Annotated in this window: 24 protein-coding genes; 15 read left to right on the forward strand and 9 right to left on the reverse strand. The window is 70.8% G+C overall.

Annotated elements, in window-relative coordinates; translation table 11 throughout:
* Positions 1-150: 150 nt before the first annotated feature.
* From AVMA1855_RS20815 to AVMA1855_RS20830, 4 genes are all read left to right on the forward strand, one after another.
* Positions 151-960 (forward strand): ABC transporter ATP-binding protein, encoded by an 810-nt coding sequence (locus AVMA1855_RS20815; RefSeq protein ID WP_284427169.1) that lies wholly within the window; start codon positions 151-153, stop codon positions 958-960.
* A 107-nt stretch (positions 961-1,067) separates the two neighbouring features.
* Positions 1,068-2,315 (forward strand): phenylacetate--CoA ligase family protein, encoded by a 1,248-nt coding sequence (locus tag AVMA1855_RS20820; RefSeq protein ID WP_272567046.1) that lies wholly within the window; start codon positions 1,068-1,070, stop codon positions 2,313-2,315.
* Positions 2,316-2,498: 183 nt separating this feature from the next.
* The gene (locus AVMA1855_RS20825) at positions 2,499-3,488 is read left to right on the forward strand and encodes a tripartite tricarboxylate transporter substrate-binding protein (RefSeq protein WP_284401408.1); all 990 of its coding nucleotides are present in this window, start codon (positions 2,499-2,501) and stop codon (positions 3,486-3,488) included.
* A 217-nt stretch (positions 3,489-3,705) separates the two neighbouring features.
* Positions 3,706-4,764: a Bug family tripartite tricarboxylate transporter substrate binding protein gene (locus AVMA1855_RS20830; RefSeq protein WP_502870355.1), complete on the forward strand. Its 1,059-nt coding sequence runs from the start codon at positions 3,706-3,708 to the stop codon at positions 4,762-4,764.
* A 36-nt stretch (positions 4,765-4,800) separates the two neighbouring features.
* Here the strand turns inward: AVMA1855_RS20830 and AVMA1855_RS20835 are convergent, their stop codons facing one another.
* The 3 genes from AVMA1855_RS20835 to AVMA1855_RS20845 form a co-directional block, all read right to left on the reverse strand.
* The gene (locus tag AVMA1855_RS20835; protein ID WP_284427170.1) at positions 4,801-5,208 is read right to left on the reverse strand and encodes a structural protein P5; all 408 of its coding nucleotides are present in this window, start codon (positions 5,206-5,208) and stop codon (positions 4,801-4,803) included.
* A 360-nt stretch (positions 5,209-5,568) separates the two neighbouring features.
* Entirely contained in the window at positions 5,569-5,892 is a 324-nt protein-coding gene (locus AVMA1855_RS20840; RefSeq protein WP_284401411.1) for a DUF1840 domain-containing protein, read from the reverse strand.
* 60 nt (positions 5,893-5,952) lie between these two features.
* The gene (locus AVMA1855_RS20845; protein WP_284427171.1) at positions 5,953-7,242 is read right to left on the reverse strand and encodes a class I SAM-dependent methyltransferase; all 1,290 of its coding nucleotides are present in this window, start codon (positions 7,240-7,242) and stop codon (positions 5,953-5,955) included.
* A 117-nt stretch (positions 7,243-7,359) separates the two neighbouring features.
* Here AVMA1855_RS20845 and AVMA1855_RS20850 point away from each other — a divergent pair, with 117 nt between their 5' ends.
* From AVMA1855_RS20850 to AVMA1855_RS20880, 7 genes are all read left to right on the forward strand, one after another.
* Positions 7,360-9,789, forward strand: a complete 2,430-nt coding sequence (locus tag AVMA1855_RS20850; protein WP_284427172.1) for a bifunctional salicylyl-CoA 5-hydroxylase/oxidoreductase — start codon at positions 7,360-7,362, stop codon at positions 9,787-9,789.
* A gap of 4 nt (positions 9,790-9,793) precedes the next feature.
* A complete protein-coding gene (locus AVMA1855_RS20855; RefSeq protein ID WP_272567036.1) occupies positions 9,794-10,294 on the forward strand; it encodes a MarR family winged helix-turn-helix transcriptional regulator in 501 nt (166 codons plus the stop codon).
* A complete protein-coding gene (locus tag AVMA1855_RS20860) occupies positions 10,291-11,145 on the forward strand; it encodes an enoyl-CoA hydratase family protein (RefSeq protein ID WP_284401418.1) in 855 nt (284 codons plus the stop codon). The genes AVMA1855_RS20855 and AVMA1855_RS20860 overlap by 4 nt, the downstream gene beginning before the upstream one ends.
* 4 nt (positions 11,146-11,149) lie before the next feature.
* Entirely contained in the window at positions 11,150-12,421 is a 1,272-nt protein-coding gene (locus AVMA1855_RS20865; RefSeq protein WP_284427173.1) for an acyl-CoA dehydrogenase family protein, read from the forward strand.
* Positions 12,418-14,097 carry an AMP-binding protein gene (locus AVMA1855_RS20870; protein WP_284427174.1) on the forward strand — a complete coding sequence of 560 codons (1,680 nt, stop codon included), beginning with the start codon at positions 12,418-12,420 and terminating at the stop codon, positions 14,095-14,097. The genes AVMA1855_RS20865 and AVMA1855_RS20870 overlap by 4 nt, the downstream gene beginning before the upstream one ends.
* Positions 14,094-14,495, forward strand: coding sequence for a RidA family protein (locus AVMA1855_RS20875; RefSeq protein ID WP_284427175.1), 402 nt, complete (start codon positions 14,094-14,096; stop codon positions 14,493-14,495). Before AVMA1855_RS20870 ends, AVMA1855_RS20875 begins: the two co-directional genes overlap by 4 nt.
* A 118-nt stretch (positions 14,496-14,613) precedes the next feature.
* Positions 14,614-14,784, forward strand: coding sequence for a hypothetical protein (locus AVMA1855_RS20880; RefSeq protein WP_272567028.1), 171 nt, complete (start codon positions 14,614-14,616; stop codon positions 14,782-14,784).
* Positions 14,785-14,891: 107 nt separating this feature from the next.
* Here AVMA1855_RS20880 and AVMA1855_RS20885 read toward each other — a convergent pair whose 3' ends face one another.
* The 4 genes from AVMA1855_RS20885 to AVMA1855_RS20900 form a co-directional block, all read right to left on the reverse strand.
* Positions 14,892-17,426, reverse strand: coding sequence for a TonB-dependent siderophore receptor (locus AVMA1855_RS20885; protein ID WP_284427176.1), 2,535 nt, complete (start codon positions 17,424-17,426; stop codon positions 14,892-14,894).
* A 141-nt stretch (positions 17,427-17,567) separates the two neighbouring features.
* On the reverse strand, positions 17,568-18,560 hold the full coding sequence (locus AVMA1855_RS20890; protein ID WP_284427177.1) for a FecR domain-containing protein: 993 nt from the start codon (positions 18,558-18,560) through the stop codon (positions 17,568-17,570).
* Complete coding sequence (locus tag AVMA1855_RS20895; RefSeq protein ID WP_284427178.1) at positions 18,557-19,069, reverse strand: sigma-70 family RNA polymerase sigma factor; 513 nt, start codon at positions 19,067-19,069, stop codon at positions 18,557-18,559. Before AVMA1855_RS20895 ends, AVMA1855_RS20890 begins: the two co-directional genes overlap by 4 nt.
* Positions 19,070-19,158: 89 nt before the next feature.
* Complete coding sequence (locus AVMA1855_RS20900; protein ID WP_284427179.1) at positions 19,159-20,040, reverse strand: class I SAM-dependent methyltransferase; 882 nt, start codon at positions 20,038-20,040, stop codon at positions 19,159-19,161.
* Positions 20,041-20,114: 74 nt separating this feature from the next.
* Here AVMA1855_RS20900 and AVMA1855_RS20905 point away from each other — a divergent pair, with 74 nt between their 5' ends.
* Together AVMA1855_RS20905 and AVMA1855_RS20910 are read left to right on the forward strand one after the other, a co-directional pair.
* Positions 20,115-20,549: a helix-turn-helix domain-containing protein gene (locus tag AVMA1855_RS20905; protein WP_284427180.1), complete on the forward strand. Its 435-nt coding sequence runs from the start codon at positions 20,115-20,117 to the stop codon at positions 20,547-20,549.
* 71 nt (positions 20,550-20,620) lie between these two features.
* A complete protein-coding gene (locus AVMA1855_RS20910) occupies positions 20,621-21,169 on the forward strand; it encodes a hypothetical protein (protein ID WP_284427181.1) in 549 nt (182 codons plus the stop codon).
* Between the two features lie 15 nt (positions 21,170-21,184).
* Here the strand turns inward: AVMA1855_RS20910 and AVMA1855_RS20915 are convergent, their stop codons facing one another.
* A complete protein-coding gene (locus AVMA1855_RS20915; RefSeq protein ID WP_284427182.1) occupies positions 21,185-21,871 on the reverse strand; it encodes a DNA-3-methyladenine glycosylase I in 687 nt (228 codons plus the stop codon).
* Between the two features lie 95 nt (positions 21,872-21,966).
* On the opposite strand from AVMA1855_RS20915, the gene AVMA1855_RS20920 reads away from it, so the two are divergent.
* Positions 21,967-23,175, forward strand: a complete 1,209-nt coding sequence (locus tag AVMA1855_RS20920) for an aminopeptidase (RefSeq protein WP_284427183.1) — start codon at positions 21,967-21,969, stop codon at positions 23,173-23,175.
* A complete protein-coding gene (locus AVMA1855_RS20925) occupies positions 23,168-23,476 on the forward strand; it encodes a polyhydroxyalkanoic acid system family protein (protein WP_284401443.1) in 309 nt (102 codons plus the stop codon). The genes AVMA1855_RS20920 and AVMA1855_RS20925 overlap by 8 nt, the downstream gene beginning before the upstream one ends.
* A gap of 80 nt (positions 23,477-23,556) precedes the next feature.
* Here the strand turns inward: AVMA1855_RS20925 and AVMA1855_RS20930 are convergent, their stop codons facing one another.
* A complete protein-coding gene (locus AVMA1855_RS20930; RefSeq protein WP_272567015.1) occupies positions 23,557-23,811 on the reverse strand; it encodes an acyl-CoA-binding protein in 255 nt (84 codons plus the stop codon).
* Positions 23,812-23,847: the final 36 nt, after the last annotated feature.

A 23,847-nucleotide genomic window follows, 5' to 3' on the forward strand; every position in this document is an offset into this window, starting at 1 on the left:
GCGGAAGGGGGACGACGCCAGCGCCGCGGGGCGGCCCTTGCGCGGCGTCTGCTGGCGTGGGGCGCGCCGGCTTTTTGAGGCTGTGTTCACAGCCGCCAATCGAAAGCGTTGCACCGCAGCGCTTTCGATTGGCACAGCGAAGGCAACACCATGGAACCCAGAAACATCGTCCTGAACGTCAACGGCATCGAGGTCATCTACAACCACGTGATCCTCGTGCTCAAGGGCGTCTCGCTGCAGGTGCCCGAGGGCGGCATCGTCGCCATCCTGGGGGGCAACGGCGCGGGCAAGACCACCACGCTGCGCGCCATCTCCAACCTGCTGCAGGGCGAGCGCGGAGCGGTCACCAAGGGCAGCATCGAGCTGCGGGGCGAGCGCATCGAGAACCTCTCGCCCGCCGACCTCGTGCAGCGCGGCGTGGTGCAGGTGATGGAGGGGCGCCACTGCTTCGCCCACCTCACCATCGAAGAGAACCTGATGACGGGCTCGTACACCCGCACCAGCCGCGCCGAGATCGCGGCCAACCTGGAGAAGGTGTACGCGTACTTCCCGCGCCTGAAGACCCGCCGCACCTCGCAGGCCGCCTACACCTCGGGCGGCGAGCAGCAGATGTGCGCCATCGGCCGCGCGCTCATGGCCAACCCCAGCATGGTGCTGCTCGACGAGCCCTCGATGGGCTTGGCGCCGCAGATCGTGGAGGAGGTCTTCAACATCGTGAAGGACCTCAACGCCAAGGAAAAGGTGACCTTCCTGCTGGCCGAGCAGAACACCAACATGGCGCTCAAATACTCGGACTACGGCTACATCATGGAAAGCGGCCGCGTGGTGATGGACGGCGCGGCGAGCGACCTGGCCAACAACGAGGACGTGAAGGAGTTCTACCTGGGCGTCGGCGGCGGCGAGCGCAAGAGCTTCAAGGACGTCAAGAGCTACAAGCGCCGCAAGCGCTGGCTGGCCTAGGTCCCCCGCGAATCCGGCGCGCCGCGACCGCGCGGCGCAGTCCAGCCCACCATTTGCCTGTCTCCCATCCCCAGCACGCCCAGAACGTGCACCCCGGAGGTATATCCATGAGCGTTTTCTACGACGACCTCGAAACCCGCCCGCCCGAAGCCCGCGAAAGCGCATTGATGGCCGCGCTGCCCGCGCAGGTGGCGCATGCGCAACGGGCCTCGCCCGCGTTCGCCGGCATCCTGCAGGGCATCGATCCGGCGGGCATCGCCACGCGCCAGGCGCTGGCCACCTTGCCGGTCACGCGCAAGCACGAGCTGCTCGCGCGCCAGCAGGCCGGCCGTGCCACCAACGTGTTCGGCGGATTCAGCGCGCTGTCGTTCGGCGCCGCCATGCCGCGCGTGTTCGCCAGCCCCGGCACGCTGTACGAACCGGAGGGCACGCGGCGCGACTACTGGCGCATGGCGCGCGCCATCCACGCCGCCGGCTTTCGGCCCGGCGAGCTGATCCACAACAGCTTCAGCTACCACTTCGTGCCCGCCGGCTCGATGATGGAAACCGGCGCCCATGCGCTGGGCTGCTCGGTGTTCCCGGGCGGCACGGGCCAGACCGAGCAGCAGGTGCAGGCCATGGCCGAACTGAAACCCGCGGGCTACATCGGCACGCCGAGCTTTCTCAAGATCCTGCTGGACAAGGCGGCCGAGCTGGGCACGCCGCTGCCCAGCGTGGGCAAGGCCCTGGTCTCGGGCGAGGCGTTTCCGCCCTCGCTGCGCGACTGGCTGGCCGGGCGGGGCGTGGCCGGCTACCAGTGCTATGCCACGGCCGACCTGGGCCTGATCGCGTACGAAACCACCGCGCGCGAAGGCCTGGTGCTGGACGAGGGCGTGATCGTGGAGATCGTGCGGCCCGGCACCGGCGACCCGGTGCCCGAAGGCGAGGTGGGCGAACTGGTGGTGACCACGCTCAACCCCGACTACCCGCTGATCCGCTTCGGCACAGGTGACCTCTCGGCCGTGCTGCCCGGCACCTGCCCCACCGGCCGCACCAACACCCGCATCCAGGGCTGGATGGGCCGGGCCGACCAGACCACCAAGGTGCGCGGCATGTTCGTGCACCCCGGCCAGGTGGCCGACATCGTGCGGCGCTTTCCGCAGGTGCTGCGCGCGCGCCTGGTGGTGAGCGGCGAGATGGCCAGCGACCAGATGCTGCTGCGCGTGGAAACCACCGAGACCGCCGCTGGCCTGGCCGTGCAATTGGCCGAGGCGATGCGCGAGCAGACCAAGCTGCGCGGCGAGGTCGAGATGGTGGCCCCCGGCACGCTGCCCAACGACGGACGTGTGATCGAGGACGCACGCAGCTATCGATGAGCCCGGCAGCCGCCCACCGGATCGCCGCACCCGCCGCTCCCATATTAATAGCTGAAAAACCAATACAGACAAGCGCTGCAGGCCTATAAACCTTTAAACCCCTACACGTTACTGCTAAGTAATTACCTTGATGGCGGTGTAAAAACCGGTGGCTATCATGGCGCGTCTTTTCAAAGGAACCTCATGAAAACTACATTCAAGACCGCACTGGTGGCCGTTGCCGTGGCCGCCGCTTTCGGCGCGCAGGCGCAGGGTTTTCCCTCCAAGGACAAGACGGTCACGATCGTCGTTCCTTTCGCCGCCGGTGGCCCGACCGACCGCGTGGCACGCGATCTGGCGGAGGCCATGCGCAAGCCGCTGGGTGGGGTGAGCGTGGTGATCGACAACGCCGCGGGCGCAGGCAGCAGCATCGGCACCGCCAAGGTGGCGCGCGCCAGTGCCGACGGCTACACCCTGCTGCTCAACCACATCGCCATGGCCACCATGCCGGCGCTGTACCGCAAGCTGCCGTTCAGCGTGCCCAACGACTTCGAGTACCTGGGCGTCGTGAACGACGTGCCCATGACGCTCATCGCCCGCCCCACGCTGCCCGCCAACAACTACAAGGAACTGGCCACCTGGATCGAGCAGAACAAGGGCAAGATCAACCTGGGCCATGCGGGCCTGGGCGCCGCGTCCCACCTGTGCGGCCTGCTGTACCAGAGCGCGATCAAGGTCGAGATGACCCCCGTGCCCTACAAGGGCACGGCACCCGCCATCACCGACCTGATCGGTGGCCAGATCGACCTGCTGTGCGACCAGACCACCAACACGACCTCGCAGATCGAGGCCAAGAAGGTCAAGGCCTACGCGGTCACCACGCCCAAGCGCCTCACCACGCCATCCCTCAAGGACCTGCCCACGCTGGCTGAGTCCGGCGTCAAGGACTTCCAGGTCACGATCTGGCACGGCCTGTACGCGCCCAAGGGCACGCCCGCCGACGTGCTCAAGAAGCTCAACGACGCCCTGAAGGCCGCGCTGAAGGACCCCGACTTCATCAAGAAGCAGGAAGGCCTGGGCGCCGTGGTGGCGGCCGACCAGCGCGTCGAACCGGCCGAGCACAAGAAGTTCGTGCAGGCCGAGATCGACAAGTGGGGCCCCATCATCAAGGCCGCCGGCACCTACGCCGACTGATCCGACTGATCCCACTGACGGGCCGGGCACTGCGCCACACGCAGCGCCCGCGCATCGCCCCGACCGCCCCTGGCCTTGCGCCCCGGGCGGTTTTTTCTTGGGACGTGCATTTTGCGAGGCGTGGAACGCGCTCCGGCCTACGGGTCATCCCTCTGCCCGCCTCGCGCAGCGGGGCCTACAACGGGGGATTGACCGCCAGCCCCAAGGACCGATCCCCATGCGCTTTTCCGCCACCCCGTCCAAGCCCCTTCGCCAGCCCCTTGCCACGCCGCGCCGCCGCGCACTGGCGCTCGCCGCCCTGCTCCTGGCCGCCGGCCTTTGGAATGCCATGCCCGGCGCCCATGCCCAGTCCGGCGCGTGGCCCACCAAGCCGGTGCGCATCGTCGTGCCGTTCGCCCCCGGCGGCACCACCGACATCCTGGCACGCGCCGTGGCGCCCGAGCTGGGCCGTGCCTTCGGCCAGCAGTTCGTCGTGGACAACCGGGGCGGCGCGGGCGGCAACATCGGCGCCGAAGTGGTCGCCAAGTCGCCGGCCGACGGCTACACCCTGCTGATGGGCACGGTCGGCACGCACGGCATCAACCGCGCGCTGTACAGCAGGTTGCCCTACGACCCCATCAAGGACTTCGTGCCCATCACCCTGGTGGCGGCCGTGCCCAACGTGATGGAGATCAACGCCGACAAGGCGCGCACGCTGGGCATCCAGTCCGTGCCCGACTTCATCCGCTACGCCAAGGCGCACCCCGGCCAGCTGAACATGGCATCGAGCGGCAACGGCACGTCGATCCACCTGGCCGGCGAGCTGTTCAAGAGCATGACCGGCACCTACATGCTGCACATGCCCTACCGCGGCTCCGGCCCCGCGCTGCTGGACCTGGTGGGCGGCAACATGGACGTGATGTTCGACAACCTGCCGTCTTCCATGGCGCAGATCAAGGCCGGCAAGCTCAAGGCCCTGGCCGTGACCAGCGCCCACCGCTCGCCCGCCCTGCCCGACGTGCCCACGGTGGAAGAAGTCGGCGGCCCGGATCTCAAGGGCTACGAGGCCAGCTCGTGGTTCGGCCTGCTCGCCCCCGCCGGCACCCCGCCCGAGGTCGTGGCCCGCATCCAGCAGGAAACCGCCAAGGCCCTCGCCACCCCGGCCGTCAAGGAGCGCCTGCTGGCGCAGGGCGCGATCCCCGGCGGCAACTCGCCGGCCGACTTCGCCAAACACATCGACAGCGAACACCGCAAGTGGGCCAAGGTGGTGAAGGCGTCGGGAGCGAAGGTGGACTGAATCGCGGTGGCGGGGCGCATGCCCCCCAGTGGGTGCTCAGTACCCGCTGACCGCCCGGGCGATCAGCCCATCCGGGTAGGGCTGCATGCCGTTTTCCAGCTGCACGATGGTGCGCATGACCGGCGGCAGGGTCGCGGCGTTCAGGCAGATGAAGGCGTGCGGGCTGATGTCCAGGCTGCCGGCGACCTGCCGCACGTAGTCGCAGGGGTCGCACTCACCGCAGGCCGCCCAGCGGCGGATGATGCCGTCGATGGTGCACAGCTGGTACTTGGCCTGGTAGTTGCGCAGCAGCAGGGCCATGGCACGCAGGCCCCAGTACGGCTCGCAGAACACCACGAACCGGGGGTCGGCCGACTGGTCCTCGGCCATGCCGCGCCAGCCGATGTGGTCGCGCACGATGTTGCCGGGATTGTGGTTGCGGATGCCGCGCGGAACGAGGGTCAACATGAAAAGCGGTGAGAACGCAGGGTATGGTGCCCACAATGGGCGGTGGGCCCGGGTCTCGCGTGTCGGTCGCTCGACCCCTGGCTTCGGACTCGAACTGTAGGCGCGCGGGTCCTGAAATTCACGCTTTCCATGCCGCGCTGAAGCAGGTTTCAGAACTTTTAAGGCCGGGCCCGCCCGATCGGTGCCACGGGTGCCGCGCTGCGGAAATTCGAAACTTTCGCGGCTGAAAAATTCGGCATGCCGGCTTCCATCCTGGTCTTCACCCTCGCTGCCAGGAGGGCCTTGCGTGCCGCGGCCGACGTCCGCGTGCGCGGCCTCGTGGCGGCCTGCCGCAGCGCCGGTCCGGCCTGGCCTGGCTCACCAGACCACGTCGTGCCCTTCCGCGGCGCTGCGTTTGAGCATGTCGATGATCGGCGCCGCGCGCTGGCGCAGGCGCACGGTGTCGGGGCGCTCGCCCGCATCGTCGTCCTCGCTGCCCTGCGCCTCGTCGGCATCGGGCCGGCCCTTGGCGTCGTCGGCCGCGACGGCGGCTTCCAGTGCCTGAAGCGCAGCGGGGATCTGCGCGGCAGTGACGATGCCGTGCGGGTCGGTGGACTTGCCCATGATCTGCAGCAGCTGGCGGCCGTTGGCCTCCAGCATGATGACGTCGGCGGTGGCGCGGGATTTGAACTTGTACAGCATGGGTGGCGAGGGTCCTTGGTGAGGGTGGGTAGGTAGGGGTGATGGGGTGGCTTGCAGCCGTCAATGCCCGGTGGGGCCGGTGCGTGAATGCATGTAGTCGCGGGTGAAAGGATAGTCCGACTGGGCCCCGCGCAGGGTGCCGGTGGCCAGGTCGCCGTCGGGCCGCGCGGCCAGCATCTGGTGCAGGGCCATCCAGCCGCGCTCGAATCCCATGGCGCTGCCGGCCAGGTAGAGGCGGTAGGCGCGCAGGGCGCGCTCGCCCTGCGGCGCGCCGACCCCGGCCGAGAGCACGCGCAGCGCTTCCTGCAGCCGCGCCTCCAGCGCGTCGGACCAGGCCCAGAGCGTGCGTGCGTAGTGCGGGCGCAGGTTCTCGGTGTCCACCATCTCCAGGCCGCTGGCCGCCAGATCGTGCAGCACGGCGCTCACGTGCAGCAACTCGCCGCCCGGGAAGATGTACTTTTCGATGAAGTCGCCCAGGCCGGCGCCCAGCTGCGCATTGTCCACGCCGCCCGAGGTGATGCCGTGGTTGAGCAGCAGCCCGCCGGGCCGCAAAAGCCGGCGCACGGTGGCGAAGTAATCGGGCATGTGCGCGCGGCCCACGTGCTCGAACATGCCCACCGAGGCGATGCGGTCGAACGGCGTGGGCTCGGGGTGCTGCAGTTCGCGGTAGTCGCGCAGTTCCATGCGCACGCGGCCCGACAGGCCCCGCTCGGCGATGAGGCGCGACACGTGCGCGTGCTGGTTGCGCGACAGGGTGATGCCGGTGGCGTCCACGCCGTAGTGCTCGGCCGCCCACAGCAGCAGCCCGCCCCAGCCCGCGCCGATGTCCAGGAAGCGCTGGCCCGGCGCGAGCCGCAGCTTGCGGCAGATGTGGTCGAGCTTGGCCTCCTGCGCCTGGGCCAGGTCCATGGCGCCGTCGCGGTAGTAGGCGCACGAATACACGCGGCGCGGGTCCAGCCACAGGGCGTAGAAGTCGTCGGACAGGTCGTAGTGGAACCGCACCTGCTGCGCGTCGCGCGTGATGGTGTGCACCGCGCGCGAGCGGGCGCGGGCCATCATGCGCGTCCACCACCCGGCCTGCTCGCGCGCCGGGTCGCCGTGCAGCAGGGCGGCGGCGGCGGCCACCAGGTCGCGCATGCGGCCTTCGAAGCGCACGCGCCCCTCGACGATGGCCGCGCCCAGGTCGCCCACCTCGCCCGAGAGCAGCGCCGCCAGCGAGCGGCGGTCGCGGAACTGCAGCGCCACCGGGGCCTGCGCGCGGCCCAGCCGCTGCCCGCCGGGCAGTTCGAGCGACAGGTCCACCGGCAGGGATTCCAGCCGGGCTTGCAGGGCGTGCAGCAGCGGTTTCATGGCCGTCGATTCTTGAACCGCCCCAACGCCTCGTCAATGGCCGTTGTCCGACACGGGCGCGCCCGATCGGCACAGGCCCCATTGACAGCCATTCGTTTAAGCCTAAACTGTTTTCACATGAACATCTTGTGCATCGGCGGTGGTCCCGCCGGCCTTTATTTCGCCCTGCTGATGAAGCGGCAGGACCCGGCGCACCGCGTCGTGGTCGTGGAGCGCAACCGGCCGTTCGACACCTTCGGCTGGGGCGTGGTGCTGTCGGACCAAACGCTGGCCAACCTGCAGGCGGCCGATCCCGAAACCGCCGCGCAGATCGGCGACGCGTTCAACCACTGGGACGACGTGGCGGTGTTCCTGCGCGGGCGCAGCGTGCGCTCCAGCGGCCACGGCTTTTGCGGCATCGGGCGCAAGCGGCTGCTCAACATCCTGCAGGAGCGCTGCCTGGCGCTGGGCGTGGAGCTGGTGTTCGAGACCGACGTGGCCGACGACCAGGCGCTCGCCGCGCGCTACGGCGCCGACTTGGTGATCGCCAGCGACGGCCTGAACAGCCGCATCCGCACGCGCTATGCCGAGGTCTTCCAGCCCGACATCGACCTGCGCCAGTGCCGCTTCGTGTGGCTGGGCACGCACCAGAAGTTCGAGGCCTTCACCTTCGCGTTCGAAGAGACCGAGCACGGCTGGTTCCAGGCGCACGCCTACCAGTTCGACGCCGACACCTCCACCTTCATCGTCGAGACGCCCGAGGCCGTGTGGCAGGCCCACGGGCTGGACCGCATGGAGCAGCCCGAGGCCATCGCCTTCTGCGAGCGGCTTTTCGCGCCCTACCTGGGCGGGCACGCACTCATCAGCAACGCCACGCACCTGCGCGGCTCGGCCAACTGGATCCGCTTTCCGCGCGTGATCTGCCGCACCTGGGTGCACCGCGAAACCATCGCCGGCAAGGCGGTGCCCATCGTGCTGATGGGCGATGCCGCGCACACCGCGCATTTTTCGATCGGCAGCGGCACCAAGCTCGCGCTGGAAGACGCCATCGACCTGGCCCAGACGCTGGCCACCGGCGCGACCCTGGAGCAGGCGCTGCACGACTACGAGACGCGCCGCAGCGTCGAGGTGCTCAAGATCCAGAACGCCGCGCGCAACTCCACCGAGTGGTTCGAGAACGTGGCGCGCTACAGCCGGCTGCCGGTGGAGCAGTTCGCGTATTCGCTGCTCACGCGCAGTCAGCGCATCAGCCACGAGAACCTGCGCCTGCGCGATGCGCGCTGGCTGGAGGGCTACGAGGCCTGGCTGGCCCAGGCGCGCCCCAGGGTCGGCGCGGCGCCCGCCCCGGCACCCGCCGGCGTGCCCGGCGACAGCGGCGCCGCGGTGCCGCCCATGCTCACGCCCTTCACGCTGCGCGGCCTCACGCTGGACAACCGCATCGTCGTCTCGCCCATGGCCACCTACAGCGCGGTCGAGGGCGTGCCGCAGGACTTCCACCTGGTGCACCTGGGCGCCCGCGCGCTCGGCGGCGCGGCGCTGGTGATGGTGGAGATGACCAGCCCCACGCCCGACGGCCGCATCACCCCCGCCTGCACCGGGCTGTGGAACGATGCGCAGCAGGCCGCCTTCACGCGCATCGTGGATTTCGTGCACGGCAGCAGCCGCGCGAAGATCGGCCTGCAACTGGGCCACAGCGGCCCCAAGGGCTCCACGCGCGTGGGCTGGGAGGGCACGGACGAGCCCCTGCCCGAGGGCGATCCGCACGGCAACTGGCCGCTGCGCGCCGCCAGCGCCCTGCCCTACGGCCCGCAGAACCAGACGCCCGCCGCGCTGACGCGCGCCGACATGAGCGCGCTCACCGCCGCCTTCGTGGCCAGCGCCCGGCGTGCGGCCGCCTGCGGCTTCGACTGGCTGGAGCTGCACTGCGCGCACGGCTACCTGCTGGCCAGCTTCATCAGCCCGCTCACCAACCAGCGCACCGACGACTACGGCGGCAGCCTGGAGAACCGCTGCCGCTACCCGCTCGAAGTGTTCGCCGCGGTGCGCGCCGCCTGGCCCGCCGATCGCCCCATGAGCGTGCGCATCTCGGCCCACGACTGGGCGCCCGGCGGCACCACGCCGGACGACGCCGTGGCGATGGCGCGGTGGTTCAAGGCCGCGGGCTGCGATTTGATCGACGTCTCTTCCGGCCAGACCACGCGCGCCGCCCGGCCGGTGTACGGGCGCATGTACCAGACGCCGTTCGCCGACCGCATCCGCAACGAGGTGGAGATCGCCACCATGGCCGTGGGCGCCATCAGCGAAGCCGACCATGCCAACAGCATCATCGCCGCCGGCCGCGCCGACCTGTGCGCCCTCGCCCGCCCGCACCTGGCCGACCCGGCCTGGACGCTGCACGCCGCCGCGCAACTGGGCGAGACGGCCAGCCGCCACGTGCACTGGCCGCGCCCCTACGGCCCGGGCCGCGACCAGCTGCTGCGCGAGGCCTTCAAGCAAAAACAGGCCCCAGCACAATCGGTACTAGGGCATACCGCTATTAAAAAAATAGCAAACGATGCGCTGGACTGAAACGATGGACCTCGAAGCCCGCCTGCACGGCGCCGCCCCCAGCGAGCACCCCGAGGCCCTGCGCCTGTGGCTGCGCCTGCTCACCTGCACGCAACTGGTGGAAAAGCAGGTGCGCACCCGGCTGCGCGACCAATTCGGCACCACGCTGCCGCGCTTCGACCTGATGGCGCAGCTCGAACGCGCGCCCGAGGGCCTGAAGATGAAGGACCTCTCGCGCCGCATGATGGTCACGAGCGGCAACGTCACCGGCATCACCGACCAGCTCGTCGCCGAAGGGCTGGTGGAACGCGTGGACGTGGCGGGCGACCGCCGCGTGTTCCTCGTGCGGCTCACGCCGCGCGGGCGCGAACAGTTCGACGCGATGGCCCACGCGCACGCGCAGTGGATCGTCGAGGCCTTCGGCCCGCTCGGCGAGCGCGACATCGCCAGCCTGCACCGGCTGCTCGGCAAGGTGAAGGCCCACGCCCAGGCAGCCACCCCCACCCTCCAGGAAACCAACGCATGAAGCACTACATCTCCGCGGGCAACCCCATGCGCCCGCAGTTCGAGCCCCGGGCCCCCTACGCGGCACGGCACTTCGCCTGGCAGTTCGACCGCGGCGTGGGCACCATCACGCTGGACCGGCCCGAGCGCAAGAACCCGCTGACCTTCCAGAGCTATGCCGAACTGCGCGACTTCTTCGGCGCGCTGCGCACGGCGACCGACGTGAAGGCCGTGGTGGTGACCGGCGCGGGCGGCAACTTCTGCTCGGGCGGCGACGTGCACGAAATCATCGGCCCGCTCACCGGCATGACCATGCCCGAACTGCTGGAGTTCACGCGCATGACGGGCGACCTGGTGAAGGCCATCCGCGCCTGCCCGCAGCCGGTGCTGGGCGCCATCGACGGCATCTGCGCCGGCGCCGGCGCCATGGTGGCGCTGGCCTGCGACCTGCGCTACGGCACGCCCGCCGCACGCACCGCGTTCCTGTTCACCCGCGTGGGCCTGGCCGGCGCCGACATGGGCGCCTGTGCGCTGCTGCCGCGCATGATCGGGCAGGGCCGCGCCTCCGAGCTGCTGTTCACCGGCCGCGCGATGACCGCGCAGGAAGGGCTGGCCTGGGGCTTCTTCAACGGCCTGCACGAATCGGCCGACCTGCTCGCCCACGTGCAGGCCGCGGCCCGCTCGCTGGCCGAGGGCCCCACCTTCGCGCACGGCATGACCAAGACCATGCTGGGCCAGGAGTGGAGCATGACCATCGACCAGGCCATCGAGGCCGAGGCCCAGGCGCAGGCCATCTGCATGCAGACGCAGGACTTCCGCCGCGCCTACGAGGCGTTCGCGGCCAAGCAGAAACCCGTCTTTGCGGGGGACTGAGGCCATGCACATCGCCACGCCCCCTGCGCCTGCCGCCCCGTCCACGGCGCACCTCGCCCTGCCGTTCTTCGGCGAAGCCCACAGGGCATTGATGGATGGCCTCGTGCCCTGGGCCGCCGCGCAGGCGGTGGACGAATCCGACGACCGCGCCGCCTGCCGCGAGTGGGTGCGCCGCCTGGGCGACGGCGGCTGGCTGCGCTACTGCGTGCCCGCCGCGCACGGCGGCGCGCTGGCCGAACTCGATTCCCGCGCGCTGGTGCTGCTGCGCGAGACCCTGGCCTACCACTCGCCCCTGGCCGACTTCGCCTTCGCCATGCAGGGCCTGGGCAGCGGCGCGATCACGCTGGCCGGCAGCGCCGCGCAGCAGGCACGCTACCTGCCCGCAGTGGCGCGCGGCGAGAAGATCGCCGCCTTCGCGCTCAGCGAGCCCGAGGCCGGCTCCGACGTAGGCGCTATGAAAACAATAGCAATACAGGCGAACAATCCGCCGGCATCGGGCCCAAACGGCTCCGATACCGCGGGCGATGCCATGGGCGCCTACACGCTGAACGGCACCAAGACGTGGATCAGCAACGGCGGCATCGCCGACTTCTACTGCGTCTTCGCCAAGACCGACCCGGCCGGCGGCACGCGCGGCATCAGCGCCTTCATCGTCGATGCGCCCACGCCGGGCCTGGACGATTCGCGCCACATCCAGGTGATGGCGCCGCACCCGCTGGCCACGCTGGCGTTCGACGGCTGCACCGTGCCGGCCGATGCGCTGCTGGGCGAGCTGCACGGCGGCTTCAAGCTGGCCATGCGCACGCTGGACATCTTTCGCGCCTCGGTGGCGGGCGCCGCGCTGGGTATGGCGCGGCGCGCACTCGCCGAGGCGGTGCACCATGCGCGCACGCGCCGCATGTTCGGCCAGACGCTGGGCGACTTCCAGCTCACGCAGGCCAAGCTGGGCGAGATGGCGGCGCTGGTCGACGGCGCGGCGCTGCTCACGTACCGGGCGGCCTGGATGCGCGACGAGAGCTTGCTATCTGGGCGGGCGGGCAACGCCACCGAGGCTCGCCATCGCAGCGTCGCCGCTGCGATGGCCAAGATGACCGCCACCGAGAACGCCCAGCGCGTGATCGACATGGCCCTGCAGATGCACGGCGGGCGCGGCGTCGAGGTGGGCGCCAAGATCGAATCGCTGTACCGCGACATCCGCGCGCTGCGCATCTACGAAGGCGCCACCGAGGTCCAGCAACTCATCATCGGCAAAGCCGTCTTGCAGGAGCAGGCATGACCCCCAGCGCACAGACCGACACCTTCGTCCACGATCGCCTGCCGCCGCGCGAGCAGTGGCCCGCGCTGCACTACGACCTGCCCTCGCTGCAGGTGCCGGCGCAGGCCAACCTCGTGCAGGTGCTGTTCGATCGCGCCGCGCAGGCAGGCCACGGCGGGCGGCCGCTGCTGCGCTCGCCCACGCGCACCTGGACCTACGCGCAGGCGCAGGACGAGGTCGCGCGCATCGCCCGCGTGCTGGTGGACGGCCTGGGCCTGGTGCCCGGCAACCGCGTGCTGCTGCGCGGCGGCAACACGCCCGAGATGGCGCTCGCCTGGCTGGCCGTGGTGCATGCCGGCCTGATCGCCGTGGCCACCATGCCGCTGCTGCGCGCGCGGGAGCTGTCCGACGTGATCGAGCGCGCCCAGCCCGCCGCCGCGCTGTGCGACGGCCGGCTGCTGGACGAGCTGCAGGCCGCGCAGGCACAGCACCCGGTGCTGCGTGCCATCGTGCCCTTCCACACCGCGCCGGCGGCCGACGACCTGCTGGTGCGCGCGGCCGGCTGCGCGCCGCTGCCCGCCTGCCCCACCGCGGCGGACGACATCGCGCTCATGGCCTTCACCTCGGGCACCACCGGGCACCCGAAAGCGCCGGTGCACAGCCACCGCGACGTGCTGGCGGCCTGCGGCGCGTGGCCGCACCATGTGCTGCGCTCCACGCCCGAGGACATCGTGGTCGGCTCCCCGCCGCTGGCCTTCACCTTCGGGCTGGGCGGGCTGCTGCTCTTTCCCATGGCCGCCTGCGCGAGCGTGTACTTTCCCGACGTGCCCTACACCCCCGAGGTGATGGTGCGGCTGATGCGCGAGGTGGGCGCCACCGTCTGCTACACCGCACCCACCTTCTACCGGCAGATGGCGCCCTTCGCCAAGGCCCTGGGCCTGCCCGCGCTGCGCACCTGCGTGAGTGCCGGCGAGGCCCTGCCGGACGCCACGCGCCAGCTGTGGAAGGACGCCACCGGCATCGAGATGACCGACGGCATCGGCGCCACTGAAATGTTCCACATCTTCATCTCGTCGGCCGGCAGCGAAGTGCGCCGCGGCGCCATCGGCCGCGTGGTGCCGGGCTACCAGGCCAAGGTGGTGGACGGGCGCGGGCGCGAGCTGCCGCGCGGCACGGTCGGCAAGCTCGCCGTGATCGGCCCCACGGGCTGCCGCTACCTGGACGATGCGCGCCAGGCCAACTACGTGAAGAACGGCTGGAACCACCCCGGCGACGCCTTCGTGCAGGACGCCGACGGCTACTTCTTCTACCAGGCGCGCGACGACGACATGATCATCACGGCCGGCTACAACGTGGGCGGCCCCGAGGTCGAAGATGCCCTGCTGCGCCACCCCGCCGTGGCCGAGTGCGCCGTGATCGGGGTGCCCGACGACGAGCGCGGCATGGTCGTCAAAGCCATCTGCGTGCTGCGCCCCGGCCATGCCGGCGACGACGCCCTGGCCAAGGCGCTGCAGGACCACGTGAAGGCCAGCATCGCCCCCTTCAAATACCCGCGCATCGTGGAGTTCGCCACCGCCCTGCCGCGCACCGAGACCGGCAAGCTGCAGCGCTTCAAGCTGCGCCAGGCCGCCGCGCTGGCCCGCGACAGCGCGGCCGCTGCGGCCGCATCCTCACCCATTCCCGCCCCCAAGACATGACCCTTCACACCCGACTGCAACCGCCCGACTGGGCGCCCCCCAAGGGCTACGCCAACGGCGTGGCCGCCCGCGGCACGCTGCTCTTCGTGGGCGGCCAGATCGGCTGGAACGCCCGCCAGGAGTTCGAGAGCGACGACTTCATCGTCCAGGCCCGCCAGACCTTCCTGAACGTGCGCGCCGTGCTGGAGGCCGGCGGCGCCGGCCCCGAGCACCTGGTGCGCATGACCTGGTACGTGTTGGACCGCGAGGAATACAACGCGCGCCTGAAGGAGCTGGGCGCCGCCTACCGCGAGGTGCTGGGCCGGCACTTTCCGGCCATGGCCTGCGTGCAGGTCGCCGGCCTCATGGAAGCGCGCGCGCGCATCGAGATCGAGGCCACCGCCGTGCTGCCGGACTGAGCGCGGCCCCCTGCACTTCCCAGCGCCCCGGCCGGGGCGGAAACGGCCCGCACCGGGCACGGCTGCACGATGTGGCCTAATAGCGTGTTTTTCACTTTTCTCTCCAGGAGCCTCCCAAATGGGCAACAAGATCGTTACCGAAGCCGACCGCAAGCGCACCCCCCGTCCCCAGCCACTGCCCGGCGTGACCCTGGCCACCCCCGGCCGCGGCCAGCGCGTGAGCCTGGAGCGTGGCGTCGCCACCCGCAGCAAGAAGAACCCCGGCAAGCGCTCCAAGAAGGGCGGCTGAAAAGCCCCCTTCGCGCCCAGCGCAACGCCAAAGCCCTCTCCGGAGGGCTTTTTTCATGGTGCGATGGTGGCGCCCCGACGCGGCGGCGCCGCGCTCGGCCCGCCGGCTCAGAACCGGTAGCGCGCCGTCACCTGCGCACTGCGCGGCGCGCCGTACATGCCCGAGTACAACCAGCCCGACATCGCGGCGATGTACTTGCGGTCGAACACGTTCTGCACGTTCAGCGCGACCGACAGGCGATCGTTCACCTCGTAGCGGGCCATGAGGCTGGCCACGGCGTAGGCCTTCTGGCGCGCGGTCACCGTGCGGTCGATCTGCCAGGCATCGATGTCGTAGTGGATGCCGCTGTTCCAGTCCACGCCGCCGCCCAGGGTCAGGCGGCTCCAGTCGCCCGGCGCGCGCCACGTGGTCCAGACCCGCGCCATCTGCCGTGGGAAGGTGGTGTTCACGCGGGTGCCGGCCGCGTTCCTGGACTGGCTGAAGTTGTACGAGGCCGAGAGGTTCCAGCCGGGCGCCAGGGTGCCGTTGACCTCCAGGTCCATGCCCTGCGTCTTCACGCCCTTCATCGCGCGGGAGGCGGTGTTGGTGGTGCCGGGCACGAAGTAGCCACTGTCGGCCTCGGCGACGTTGTCCTGGCGGATCCAGTAGGCCGAGGCGCTGGTGGTCACCCGGCCGCCGAGCCAGGCGCTCTTCACGCCCGCCTCGTAGGTGTCGCCCTGGGTCGGGTCCAGCTGCGTGCCGTTGCGGTCCTGGGCGTTCTGCGGCGCGTAGATGGTCGCGAAGCTGGCGTACAGCGTGTGCGCCGGGCTCAGGTCGAACACGATGCCGCCGTAGGGCGTGAAGACGCGGCGCTCGGAGACCGGCGAGGTCGTGTGGTAGCCCTCGGTCGTGTCGGTGATGTAGTCGCTGCCGAAATTCATCAGCTTGCCGCCCACGATGAGCTTCCATTGCGGGGCCAGTTCGAAGCGGCCGGCGGCATACAGGCTTTTCTGCCGGCGGGTGCTGTCGAAGGTGACGAAGTCAGGCCCGAAGACGGGGCTGCCGCTGTTGTTCCAGCGATGGATGTTGACCGGCAGGTCGCGCAGCCCGGTAGTGTCGAAACTGCCGGTGGTCAGGCTGCGGAAGTCGGTGTGGTCGATGCCCACCAGCGCTTCGTGCTGGCGGCCGAACAGCTCGAACGGGCCGCTGAGCTTGAGGTCGACGGTCTCGTTGTCCAGCCGGTAGTCGCGCCGCTCGCTGGCCAGCCTCAGGCCATCGCCGGTGACCGGATCGAACAGGCTGCTGCTCACGGCCAGGTAGGTGGCATCCTCGCGCTGGCGCGAGCGCAGCTTGTCCACCGAGAGCTTGAGCTTCCAGCCGTTGCCGAACACCTGCTCCAGCGAGGCGAAGGCGTTGTCGGAGTTCGTGTCGAAGCGGTTGCTGCGGCTGGCGCTGCTGAACGACACGGGAAAGTCGTTCTGCTGCCCCGCGGCATTGATGAGCGGAAAGCCCAGATAGGCCGTCGATCCGCGCGAGGCGCTTTCCTGGTGGTCGATGCCGGCGGTGAGCTTCAGGGTGCGGGTCAGGTCGGCTTCGACCACGCCGTACAGCACGTCCTTCTTGCGGCTGTAGAAGTCGATGTAGCTGTCGCCCTCCTGGTGCACCGCCACCATGCGCGCGCGCACGCTGCCCTCGGCATTGAGCGGCGACGACAGGTCGATGACGCCGCGCCCCTGGCCCCACGATCCGCCACCGAGTTCGGCCAGGCCCTGGAATTCGGCCGTGGGCTTCTTGCGCACCATGTTCACGATGCCCGAAGGGTCGCCCGCGCCGGTGGTCAGCCCCGAGGCACCGCGCAGCACCTCGACCCGGTCGTACAGCGCCATGTCGGCGATGCCCTGGGCGGGCAAGGCGTCCAGCCCCAGGAATTCCGTGTGGGTGCTGATGCCGTCGAGCTGGTAGTTCGTGATGGGGTAGCCGCGCGCGTTGGCGTTGGAGCGCTCGGTGCCTAGCGCCGCGGTGGCGATGCCGGGGGTGCGCGCCAGCACGTCGTTGATGGTCGTGAGGTGCTCGTCGTCCATGCGCTGCCGGGTGATGACGCTGACCGACTGCGGGGTCTCGCGCACGCTCAGGGCCAGGCCGGTGGCGGCGCTGCTGGGGCCGCGCGGCACATAGCTGCCAGTGCCCTCCGACGGCCCGTCGGTTTCGGCGTCGGCCACCACGCGCACCTCGGCCAGCGTGGCACCGGCGGCCGCGCCCCGGGCGGGGGTGGCCGATGCGGCAGGCGCGCTGCCCGGCAGCACCGTGAGGGCGCCGCCGGCGGTGCGGCCCAGCACCAGGGCGCTGCCGGCCAGGGCCTGCTGCGCGGCCTGCTCGGCGGTGAAGCGGCCCCGGATGGCCGGCGCCCGCTTTCCGGCCAGCAGCGCCGGGTCGGCACTGATGCTGCGTCCGCCCTGGCGCGCGATCAGGGTGAGGGTGTCGTCCAGGGCGCCCGGGGCCAGATCCCACGCCTGGACGGCCGCGCCGGCCGCAGGGGGCGCCGCCTGGGCTTGCGCCTGGGCAGGCAGGGCATGGCCCAGCGAAAGCGCGATGGCGATGGGCAACAGGGCGCCCGGCGGGCGGGGAAGATGGCGCCAGACGGCGGCGCGGGAGAGGAAGGCCATGGATTGCTCGATGAGGGGGAGGTGGATGCGGAGGGTTGGGCAGCGCTGCATTCCCATTGACACGCGAGCGCGCCAAAACCCCTCATCGATCCCATCCATCCCCCATTCCGGCATGGACTGCCCCTCCCCCGCTGGGCCCCCTCAGGCCTGGGACCGAAGGTCCACCTGGACCAGCCAGGGGCCCCAGCGCCGCACCGCGACGGGATGGGTGTCCACCAGGGTTTGCAGGGTCGCCTCCGGCCGGTCCAGCGCGAACACGCCGAAGATCCGCAGTTGCGCCGCCGCCGGACTGACGCGCATCACCGCCGCGCTGTAGGGCCGCAGCGCGGCCAGCACCTCGCCCAGGGGCACGTTCTTCACCTGGATCACGCCATCGGCCCAGGCCGCCGGCGCCAGGGGCGGTGCCACCACGGGCTCGATGGCACCGCCCACCAGCCGGGCGCTGTCGCCCGCGCGCAGCGTCATTTCGGGGCCCGAAGGCAGTACCAGCCGCACGCTGTGCTCGATCACGTGGACCAGGCTGCTGCCGTCGCCCTGCCGCACCATGAAGCGGGTGCCCAGGGCGCGGGCCGTGCCCTGCGCGCTGCGCACCACGAAGGGCCGGTCGGTGCCGGCCGCTGCCACGCGCACCGCCACCGCGCCCTCGCGCAGCACCACGAGGCGCTCGCGGTCTCCATAGGCGATGTCCACGGCGGAGCGCGCATCCAGGGTGAGTTCGCTCCCGTCGGGCAGACGGTGGACCCGCCGCTGGCCGGTGCCCGTGCGCAGGTCGGCGGCCAGGGTGGCCAGGGGCGCCTGGCGGTCGAGCAGCCAGGCGGCCAGCGCCACGGCCAGCGCCCCGCCGGTGCCGCCGGCCAGCAGGCGGCGGCGCTGCGCGCCGCGCGGTACCGGCGCCAGCAGCGCGCGCCGGCTGGCGCCGCCGGCGGGGGCATCGGCCTGGCGGATCTGCAGCAGCTCCGCGTCCAGCCCTTGCAGGCGGGACTGCAAGGCCGACCAGGCCTGGCGGTGGTCGGGAGCCTGCTGCAGCCAGTGGGCGAAGGCGCGCCGGGTATCGTCGCTGGCCTGGTCCGAGTCCAGGCGCACATGCCAGTCGGCGGCCTGCTCCAGGGCCGGTGCGTGGAGCCCGGTTTTCATCGGTGGCCCGGGCCGGTCGGCAGGCTGCACAGGTGCAGCAGCGCCTGCTTGAGGTAGCGCTCCACCGTGGCCAGGGAGACGTTCATCTCCTGCGCGATCTCCGTGTGCTTCATGCCGTCGAGCCGCCGCAGCAAAAAGGCCTGGCGCACCTTGGGCGCGAGGCCGGACAGCCATTGGTCGACGGCCTCGATGGCCTCGCGCACCAGCGCATAGTCTTCCGGCGAGGGCGACACCTCGGGGGGCAGTGCGGCCAGCGCCTCCAGCCAGGCCCGCTCCAGGTCGCGCCGGCGCCAGCGGTTGTAGAGCAGGCGCTTGGCCAGCGTGGTGAGGTACGCGCGGGGTTCCTGCAACCGCTCCGCCTGCCGGCTCGCCATCAGGTTGACGAAGGTGTCCTGGGTCAGGTCCGACGCCTCGAAGGCATTGCCCAGCTGGCGCGCCAGCCACGCGTGCAGCCACGCCCGGTGGTCGCGGTAGAGGGTTTCGACGTCCTGGCAGGCAGCGGCAGGCATGGGGGGGTGGAGGCGGCTGGAAGCCACCGCTTGAAAATACGAATGAATCTCATTTTATCATCGCACCCCGCCTCTTCGGCCCGGGATGCTCAGCCCCGGGAACCACCCGCCGTGGCCTGCGCGGCGATCCGCCAGCAGGACGCGCCGAAACGCACCGCCTCGCCCTGCACAAAGGGCTCGAAAGCCGCCCGCACGGCCGCGACGACCCGGGTGCGGGTCGGCCCGTGGGCGCTGCGCAGGGCCAGGCCGACCGGGCCGAGGCCGGTGAAATAAGGCACCAGTTCGTCGCGCCGCAGCGTGCAGACGACGTCCAGGGGCTCGATCTCGATGCCGGCCCAGCCACTGGCCCGCAGGATGCCCGCCACCCGCTCGCGGTCCGCGAACGCGAACTGGCCCGGCGCATCCGGCTGGCGCACGGGCAGGCCCGGCAGCAGCGGGGCGGCGGCGCGCTCGGCGGCCGTCATGAAGGGGTTCTCCGCCGCGCTGCGCCACGCGATGGCGCACAGGCTGGCGCCGGGGCGGGCCGCGCGGCGCAGGTTCGCGAACGCCGCCACCGGGTCTCCGAAGAACATGACCCCGAAGCGCGACACCAGCCGATCCAGGGAAGCCGGCGCGAACGCATGGGTCTGCGCATCGGCACAGACGAAGTCTGCGCGGGGCGCCGTCAGCCCCTCGCGCAGGCCGCGCTGGCGCGCCGCGGCGACCATGGGCGCGGAAAGATCGATCCCGGTGCAGCGCCCTTCCTCGCCCAGCCGGCGCGCGATGGCCAGCGTGGTGGCCCCGGTGCCGCAGCCGATGTCGAGCACCTGCATGCCGGGCCCCGCGCCGGGGGCGTCGGCCGCCTCGGCGAGCAGGGCCTCGAAGGGCGCGAACATGCGGTCGAGCAGGGGTTGCGCCTGGACCCAGGCGTGGCCGGCGGCGCCGTTCCAGAGCGCGGCTTGCGGGGAATCGATCGAAAGGGGTGGGTTCATGGCGGCCTCCTGGGTGCCTGGAAAGGGAGTGAAAGCTAGACTGTGCGACTTCAAGCCGACTTGAGGTCAAGCCCATGGAGATCCTGGACATCGCCGAGGTGGCACACCGTTCGGGCCTGCCGGCATCGACACTGCGCTTCTACGAAGAAAAAGGGCTGATCGCCTCCGTCGGGCGGCACGGCCTGCGGCGGCTGTTCGATGCGGGCGTGGTGGAGCGGCTCGCGCTCGTCGCGCTCGGGCGCGCGGCCGGCTTCTCGCTGGACGCCATCGGGCAGATGTTCGGCCGCGACGGCCAGCCGCGCATCGACCGCGACCGGCTCCTGGCCCAGGCCGACGACCTGGACACCACCATCCGCCAGCTCACCGCCATGCGCGACGGTCTGCAGCACGCCGCGCGCTGCAAGGCACCCAGCCACATGGAATGCCCCACCTTCCGGCGCCTCCTGCGCGCCGCCGGGGCGGGGGCTGCCATCGGCCGTCCCAGGCGGCCCGCCGATCCAGGCCGGTGACCCGCCGGGGCCCATGGCCTGCGGCAAAGGGCACAATCGATCCACCCTTTTCCACCTGCCGGGACCGCACCATGTCCACCCACCTTTCACCGAACGACGCCGGCGCCCTGTACCAGGCGTTGCAGGCGGGCCCGCTGGCCGGAAGCCCCATCACAGCGCTGCGCATCGGAGCGGGCCACTCGTCCATCGCCAGCGGCACCCAGGCGCAGGCCCGGCTGCTGCGCACCCTGGAAGTGGGCTACTACGCCACGGCCGCCGCGTGCTTTCGCCACGATCCCCCGGCCGAGGGCGAACTGGAGCATGCCATCCAGGTGGTGGAAGAGGCCGTGATGCCCGTGCACGCGGTGCTGCCGCCGGGCACCACGCTCTACACGGCGGATGCCGGCATCCGCCAGGTGGCGCTGGCGGCCGGCATCGAAGCGCAGCCCGAGATGACCCTGCCGCTCGATGCCGTGGAGCGCACCTTCAACCGCCTGGTCTCGGTGGCCCTGGGCCGCCCGCCCGCCCAGGAGGGCCTGCCCGAGGGCTCCGCCTTCGCCGCCACGCTGCTCATCCTGCGCGAATGCATGCAGCACCTGGGCTTCGACCGCATCGTGATCCGCTCCGACACGGTGGTGTAGCCCGCGGCCCGGCGATCAGCCCGGGCCGGGCACCACGAACGCCGCACGCGCCGCCTGGGCCGCCGCGCGCACGCTGCAGCCTTCGAAGTGGTCGTTGACCAGCCCCATGGCCTGCATGAAGGCGTAGACCGTGGTGGGGCCGACGAAGGTGAAGCCGCGCTTTTTCAAGTCCTTGGACATCGCCACCGAAGCCGGCGTGGTGGGCATGGCGCGCACCGACTCCAGCGTGATGCGGCCGGGGCGCCCCTCGGCGGCGGCCGGGGCGAAACGCCACACGTAGTGCGCCAGAGAGCCGAACTCGCGGCGCAGTTCCAGCACGCGCCGCGCGTTCTGGATGGCCGATTCGATCTTGCCGCGGTGGCGCACGATGCCGGCATCGCCCAGCAGCCGCTGCACGTCGGCCGCACCGAAGCGCGCCACCTGCTCGGCGTCGAAATGGGCGAACCCGGCGCGGAAGGCTTCGCGCTTGTTCAGGATGGTGAGCCAGCTCAGGCCCGCCTGAAAGCCTTCCAGACACAGCTTTTCATACAGGCGCCGGTCGTCCGCGACCGGAAAACCCCATTCATGGTCGTGGTAGTGACGGTACAGCGGCGTGGCACTGCACCATTGGCAGCGGGCGCATCCGGACTCGTCGGTGAACAGGCCGCTGTCCGGGCTGGGAGACGGGTGGGCGGAAACGGGAGCGGAAAGAGGGGCGGGCATGCCGGGATTCTGCCCGCGCCCCGAACGCGGGGGCATCCGGCGACGCACAGTGGCTTTCGCTATCCTTGGCCCACCGACCGCCGACCCATTGCCGAATGCCCCTGCCACCCTTTCCCCCGTCACCCTTGCGGTCGCCCCGCCCCCTGCTGCTGGCCGCCTCGCTCCTGCTCTCCGGCTGCGCCAGCACGGGGCAATCGCTGGCTTACTACTGGCAGTCGGTGCGCGGGCACCTGCAGCTCATGCACGCGGCCGAACCCATCGACACGTGGCTTGCGCGGGGCGACACCTCGCAGCCGCTGCGAGATCGCCTGCAGCTGGCACAGGAGGCCCGGCGCTTCGCCGTGACCGAACTGGCGCTGCCCGACAACGCCAGCTACCGGCGTTATGCCGACCTGGGCCGCCGCGCGGCCGTGTGGAACGTGGTGGCCGCGCCGCCCGATTCGCTCACGCTGCACCGCTGGTGCTTTCCGATCACGGGGTGCATCGGCTACCGCGGCTATTTCAACGAGGCCGATGCGCGCGCCGAGGCCGCGCTTCTCGCCACGCAAGGCCTGGAAGTGGGCGTGTACGGCGTGCCGGCCTATTCCACCCTGGGCTACATGAACTGGGCGGGCGGCGACCCGCTGCTCAACACCTTCATCGGCTGGCCCGAGGGCGAGTTCGTGCGGCTGCTCTTCCACGAGCTGGCGCACCAGGTCGTGTACGCCAATGGCGACACGCTGTTCAATGAATCGTTCGCCACCGCCGTGGAGCGCCTGGGCGTGGCGCGCTGGCTGGCCGAGCGCGCCACGCCGCAGGCGCGGGCCGACTACGCGCGCGGCGATGGCCGCCGCAACGCGTTCCGTGCGCTCACACGGGCCGCACGCGAGCGGTTGGCCGCCGTCTACGCGGCCCATGCGCCCCGTGCTTCGGAAGCCCCGGCCTCCACCGCTGCGGTGGTCGCATCGGCCGAAAACGCCGCTGCCAGCGCGGAGATGGCAGCCTCGAAACAGGAGGCCATGCAAGCGTTTCGCGCCGATTACGCCGCCCTGCGCGCGCGCTGGATCGCCGAGGAAGGCGCCACACCCGCGCAACTGGCGGGCTACGACCGATGGGTGGCAGAGGCCAACAACGCCACGTTCGGCGCGCAGGCCGCCTACGACGAATGGGTGCCGGCCTTCGAGGCGCTGTTCGAGCGCGAAGGCCGCGACTGGCCGCGCTTTTATGATGCAGTGAAACGCCTCGCGGCCCTGCCGCACGAACAACGCCAGGCCGCCATGCGCGCCCTGCTGCCCACGCCATCCCCGGAGAAACCCCTTGCCTGACATCCACATCCAACGCCCCCACCGGCTCGGCCTGCCAGAGGCCCGCAAGATCGCCGGCCTGTGGGCCCAGAAAGCCCAGGCCAAGTTCGACATGGAATGCGCCTACGAAGAAGGCGCGGCGCAGGACACGCTGCGCTTTCAGCGCCCGGGCATCGAAGGCACGCTGCAGGTGCATGCCGACCGCTTCGAACTGCAGGCGGAGCTGGGTTTCCTGTTCAGCGCCTTCAAGGACCGCATCGCCGCCGAGATCGATGCGCAGTTCGACAAACTGCTGGGCCGGCCGTCGCCCAGCGCGGCCTGAGCCGCATCGGCCACCGCAACAAAAATGCGGGGCCGCGCACTGCACGGTCCCGCATGGAAACGCTGGCGCTCAGTGCGGCGTCAGCTCAGCGATTCGATGAGGTCGATGTACTGCTGGCGGGCGGCATCGCCCTCCGTGCCCTTGAGCTTTTCCCAGGCATCCCACTTGGCACGGCCGACCACATCGGAAAAACTCGGCTTCTTCTCGGCGTTGTCGCCCGCCGTGGCCTGCTTGTAGAGCGCGTAGATCTTGAGCAGCGTCGGGTTGTCGGGGCGCTCGCTGAGGTTCTTGGACTGGGCGACGGCGGCTTCGAACGCCGTGTTCAGATCGGACATGGAAAAGGTCTCCGTTGGTGGTCGAACTGCCATCTT

Source organism: Acidovorax sp. SUPP1855 (assembly GCF_030158955.1).
Taxonomy (GTDB): Bacteria; Pseudomonadota; Gammaproteobacteria; order Burkholderiales; family Burkholderiaceae_C; genus Paracidovorax.

What these genes read in the sequence shown, in the direction of transcription:
- AVMA1855_RS20865 (WP_284427173.1), top strand. Translation starts at nt 11,150, where the DNA reads ATGCACATCGCCACGCCCCCTGCGCCTGCCGCCCCGTCCACGGCGCAC.
- AVMA1855_RS20885 (WP_284427176.1), bottom strand. Translation starts at nt 17,426, where the DNA reads ATGGCCTTCCTCTCCCGCGCCGCCGTCTGGCGCCATCTTCCCCGCCCG.
- AVMA1855_RS20890 (WP_284427177.1), bottom strand. Translation starts at nt 18,560, where the DNA reads ATGAAAACCGGGCTCCACGCACCGGCCCTGGAGCAGGCCGCCGACTGG.
- AVMA1855_RS20910 (WP_284427181.1), top strand. Translation starts at nt 20,621, where the DNA reads ATGTCCACCCACCTTTCACCGAACGACGCCGGCGCCCTGTACCAGGCG.
- AVMA1855_RS20840 (WP_284401411.1), bottom strand. Translation starts at nt 5,892, where the DNA reads ATGCTGTACAAGTTCAAATCCCGCGCCACCGCCGACGTCATCATGCTG.
- AVMA1855_RS20895 (WP_284427178.1), bottom strand. Translation starts at nt 19,069, where the DNA reads ATGCCTGCCGCTGCCTGCCAGGACGTCGAAACCCTCTACCGCGACCAC.
- AVMA1855_RS20845 (WP_284427171.1), bottom strand. Translation starts at nt 7,242, where the DNA reads ATGAAACCGCTGCTGCACGCCCTGCAAGCCCGGCTGGAATCCCTGCCG.
- AVMA1855_RS20920 (WP_284427183.1), top strand. Translation starts at nt 21,967, where the DNA reads ATGCCCCTGCCACCCTTTCCCCCGTCACCCTTGCGGTCGCCCCGCCCC.
- AVMA1855_RS20915 (WP_284427182.1), bottom strand. Translation starts at nt 21,871, where the DNA reads ATGCCCGCCCCTCTTTCCGCTCCCGTTTCCGCCCACCCGTCTCCCAGC.
- AVMA1855_RS20825 (WP_284401408.1), top strand. Translation starts at nt 2,499, where the DNA reads ATGAAAACTACATTCAAGACCGCACTGGTGGCCGTTGCCGTGGCCGCC.
- AVMA1855_RS20830 (WP_502870355.1), top strand. Translation starts at nt 3,706, where the DNA reads ATGCGCTTTTCCGCCACCCCGTCCAAGCCCCTTCGCCAGCCCCTTGCC.
- AVMA1855_RS20870 (WP_284427174.1), top strand. Translation starts at nt 12,418, where the DNA reads ATGACCCCCAGCGCACAGACCGACACCTTCGTCCACGATCGCCTGCCG.
- AVMA1855_RS20905 (WP_284427180.1), top strand. Translation starts at nt 20,115, where the DNA reads ATGGAGATCCTGGACATCGCCGAGGTGGCACACCGTTCGGGCCTGCCG.
- AVMA1855_RS20930 (WP_272567015.1), bottom strand. Translation starts at nt 23,811, where the DNA reads ATGTCCGATCTGAACACGGCGTTCGAAGCCGCCGTCGCCCAGTCCAAG.
- AVMA1855_RS20850 (WP_284427172.1), top strand. Translation starts at nt 7,360, where the DNA reads ATGAACATCTTGTGCATCGGCGGTGGTCCCGCCGGCCTTTATTTCGCC.
- AVMA1855_RS20860 (WP_284401418.1), top strand. Translation starts at nt 10,291, where the DNA reads ATGAAGCACTACATCTCCGCGGGCAACCCCATGCGCCCGCAGTTCGAG.
- AVMA1855_RS20820 (WP_272567046.1), top strand. Translation starts at nt 1,068, where the DNA reads ATGAGCGTTTTCTACGACGACCTCGAAACCCGCCCGCCCGAAGCCCGC.
- AVMA1855_RS20815 (WP_284427169.1), top strand. Translation starts at nt 151, where the DNA reads ATGGAACCCAGAAACATCGTCCTGAACGTCAACGGCATCGAGGTCATC.
- AVMA1855_RS20855 (WP_272567036.1), top strand. Translation starts at nt 9,794, where the DNA reads ATGGACCTCGAAGCCCGCCTGCACGGCGCCGCCCCCAGCGAGCACCCC.
- AVMA1855_RS20900 (WP_284427179.1), bottom strand. Translation starts at nt 20,040, where the DNA reads ATGAACCCACCCCTTTCGATCGATTCCCCGCAAGCCGCGCTCTGGAAC.
- AVMA1855_RS20875 (WP_284427175.1), top strand. Translation starts at nt 14,094, where the DNA reads ATGACCCTTCACACCCGACTGCAACCGCCCGACTGGGCGCCCCCCAAG.
- AVMA1855_RS20880 (WP_272567028.1), top strand. Translation starts at nt 14,614, where the DNA reads ATGGGCAACAAGATCGTTACCGAAGCCGACCGCAAGCGCACCCCCCGT.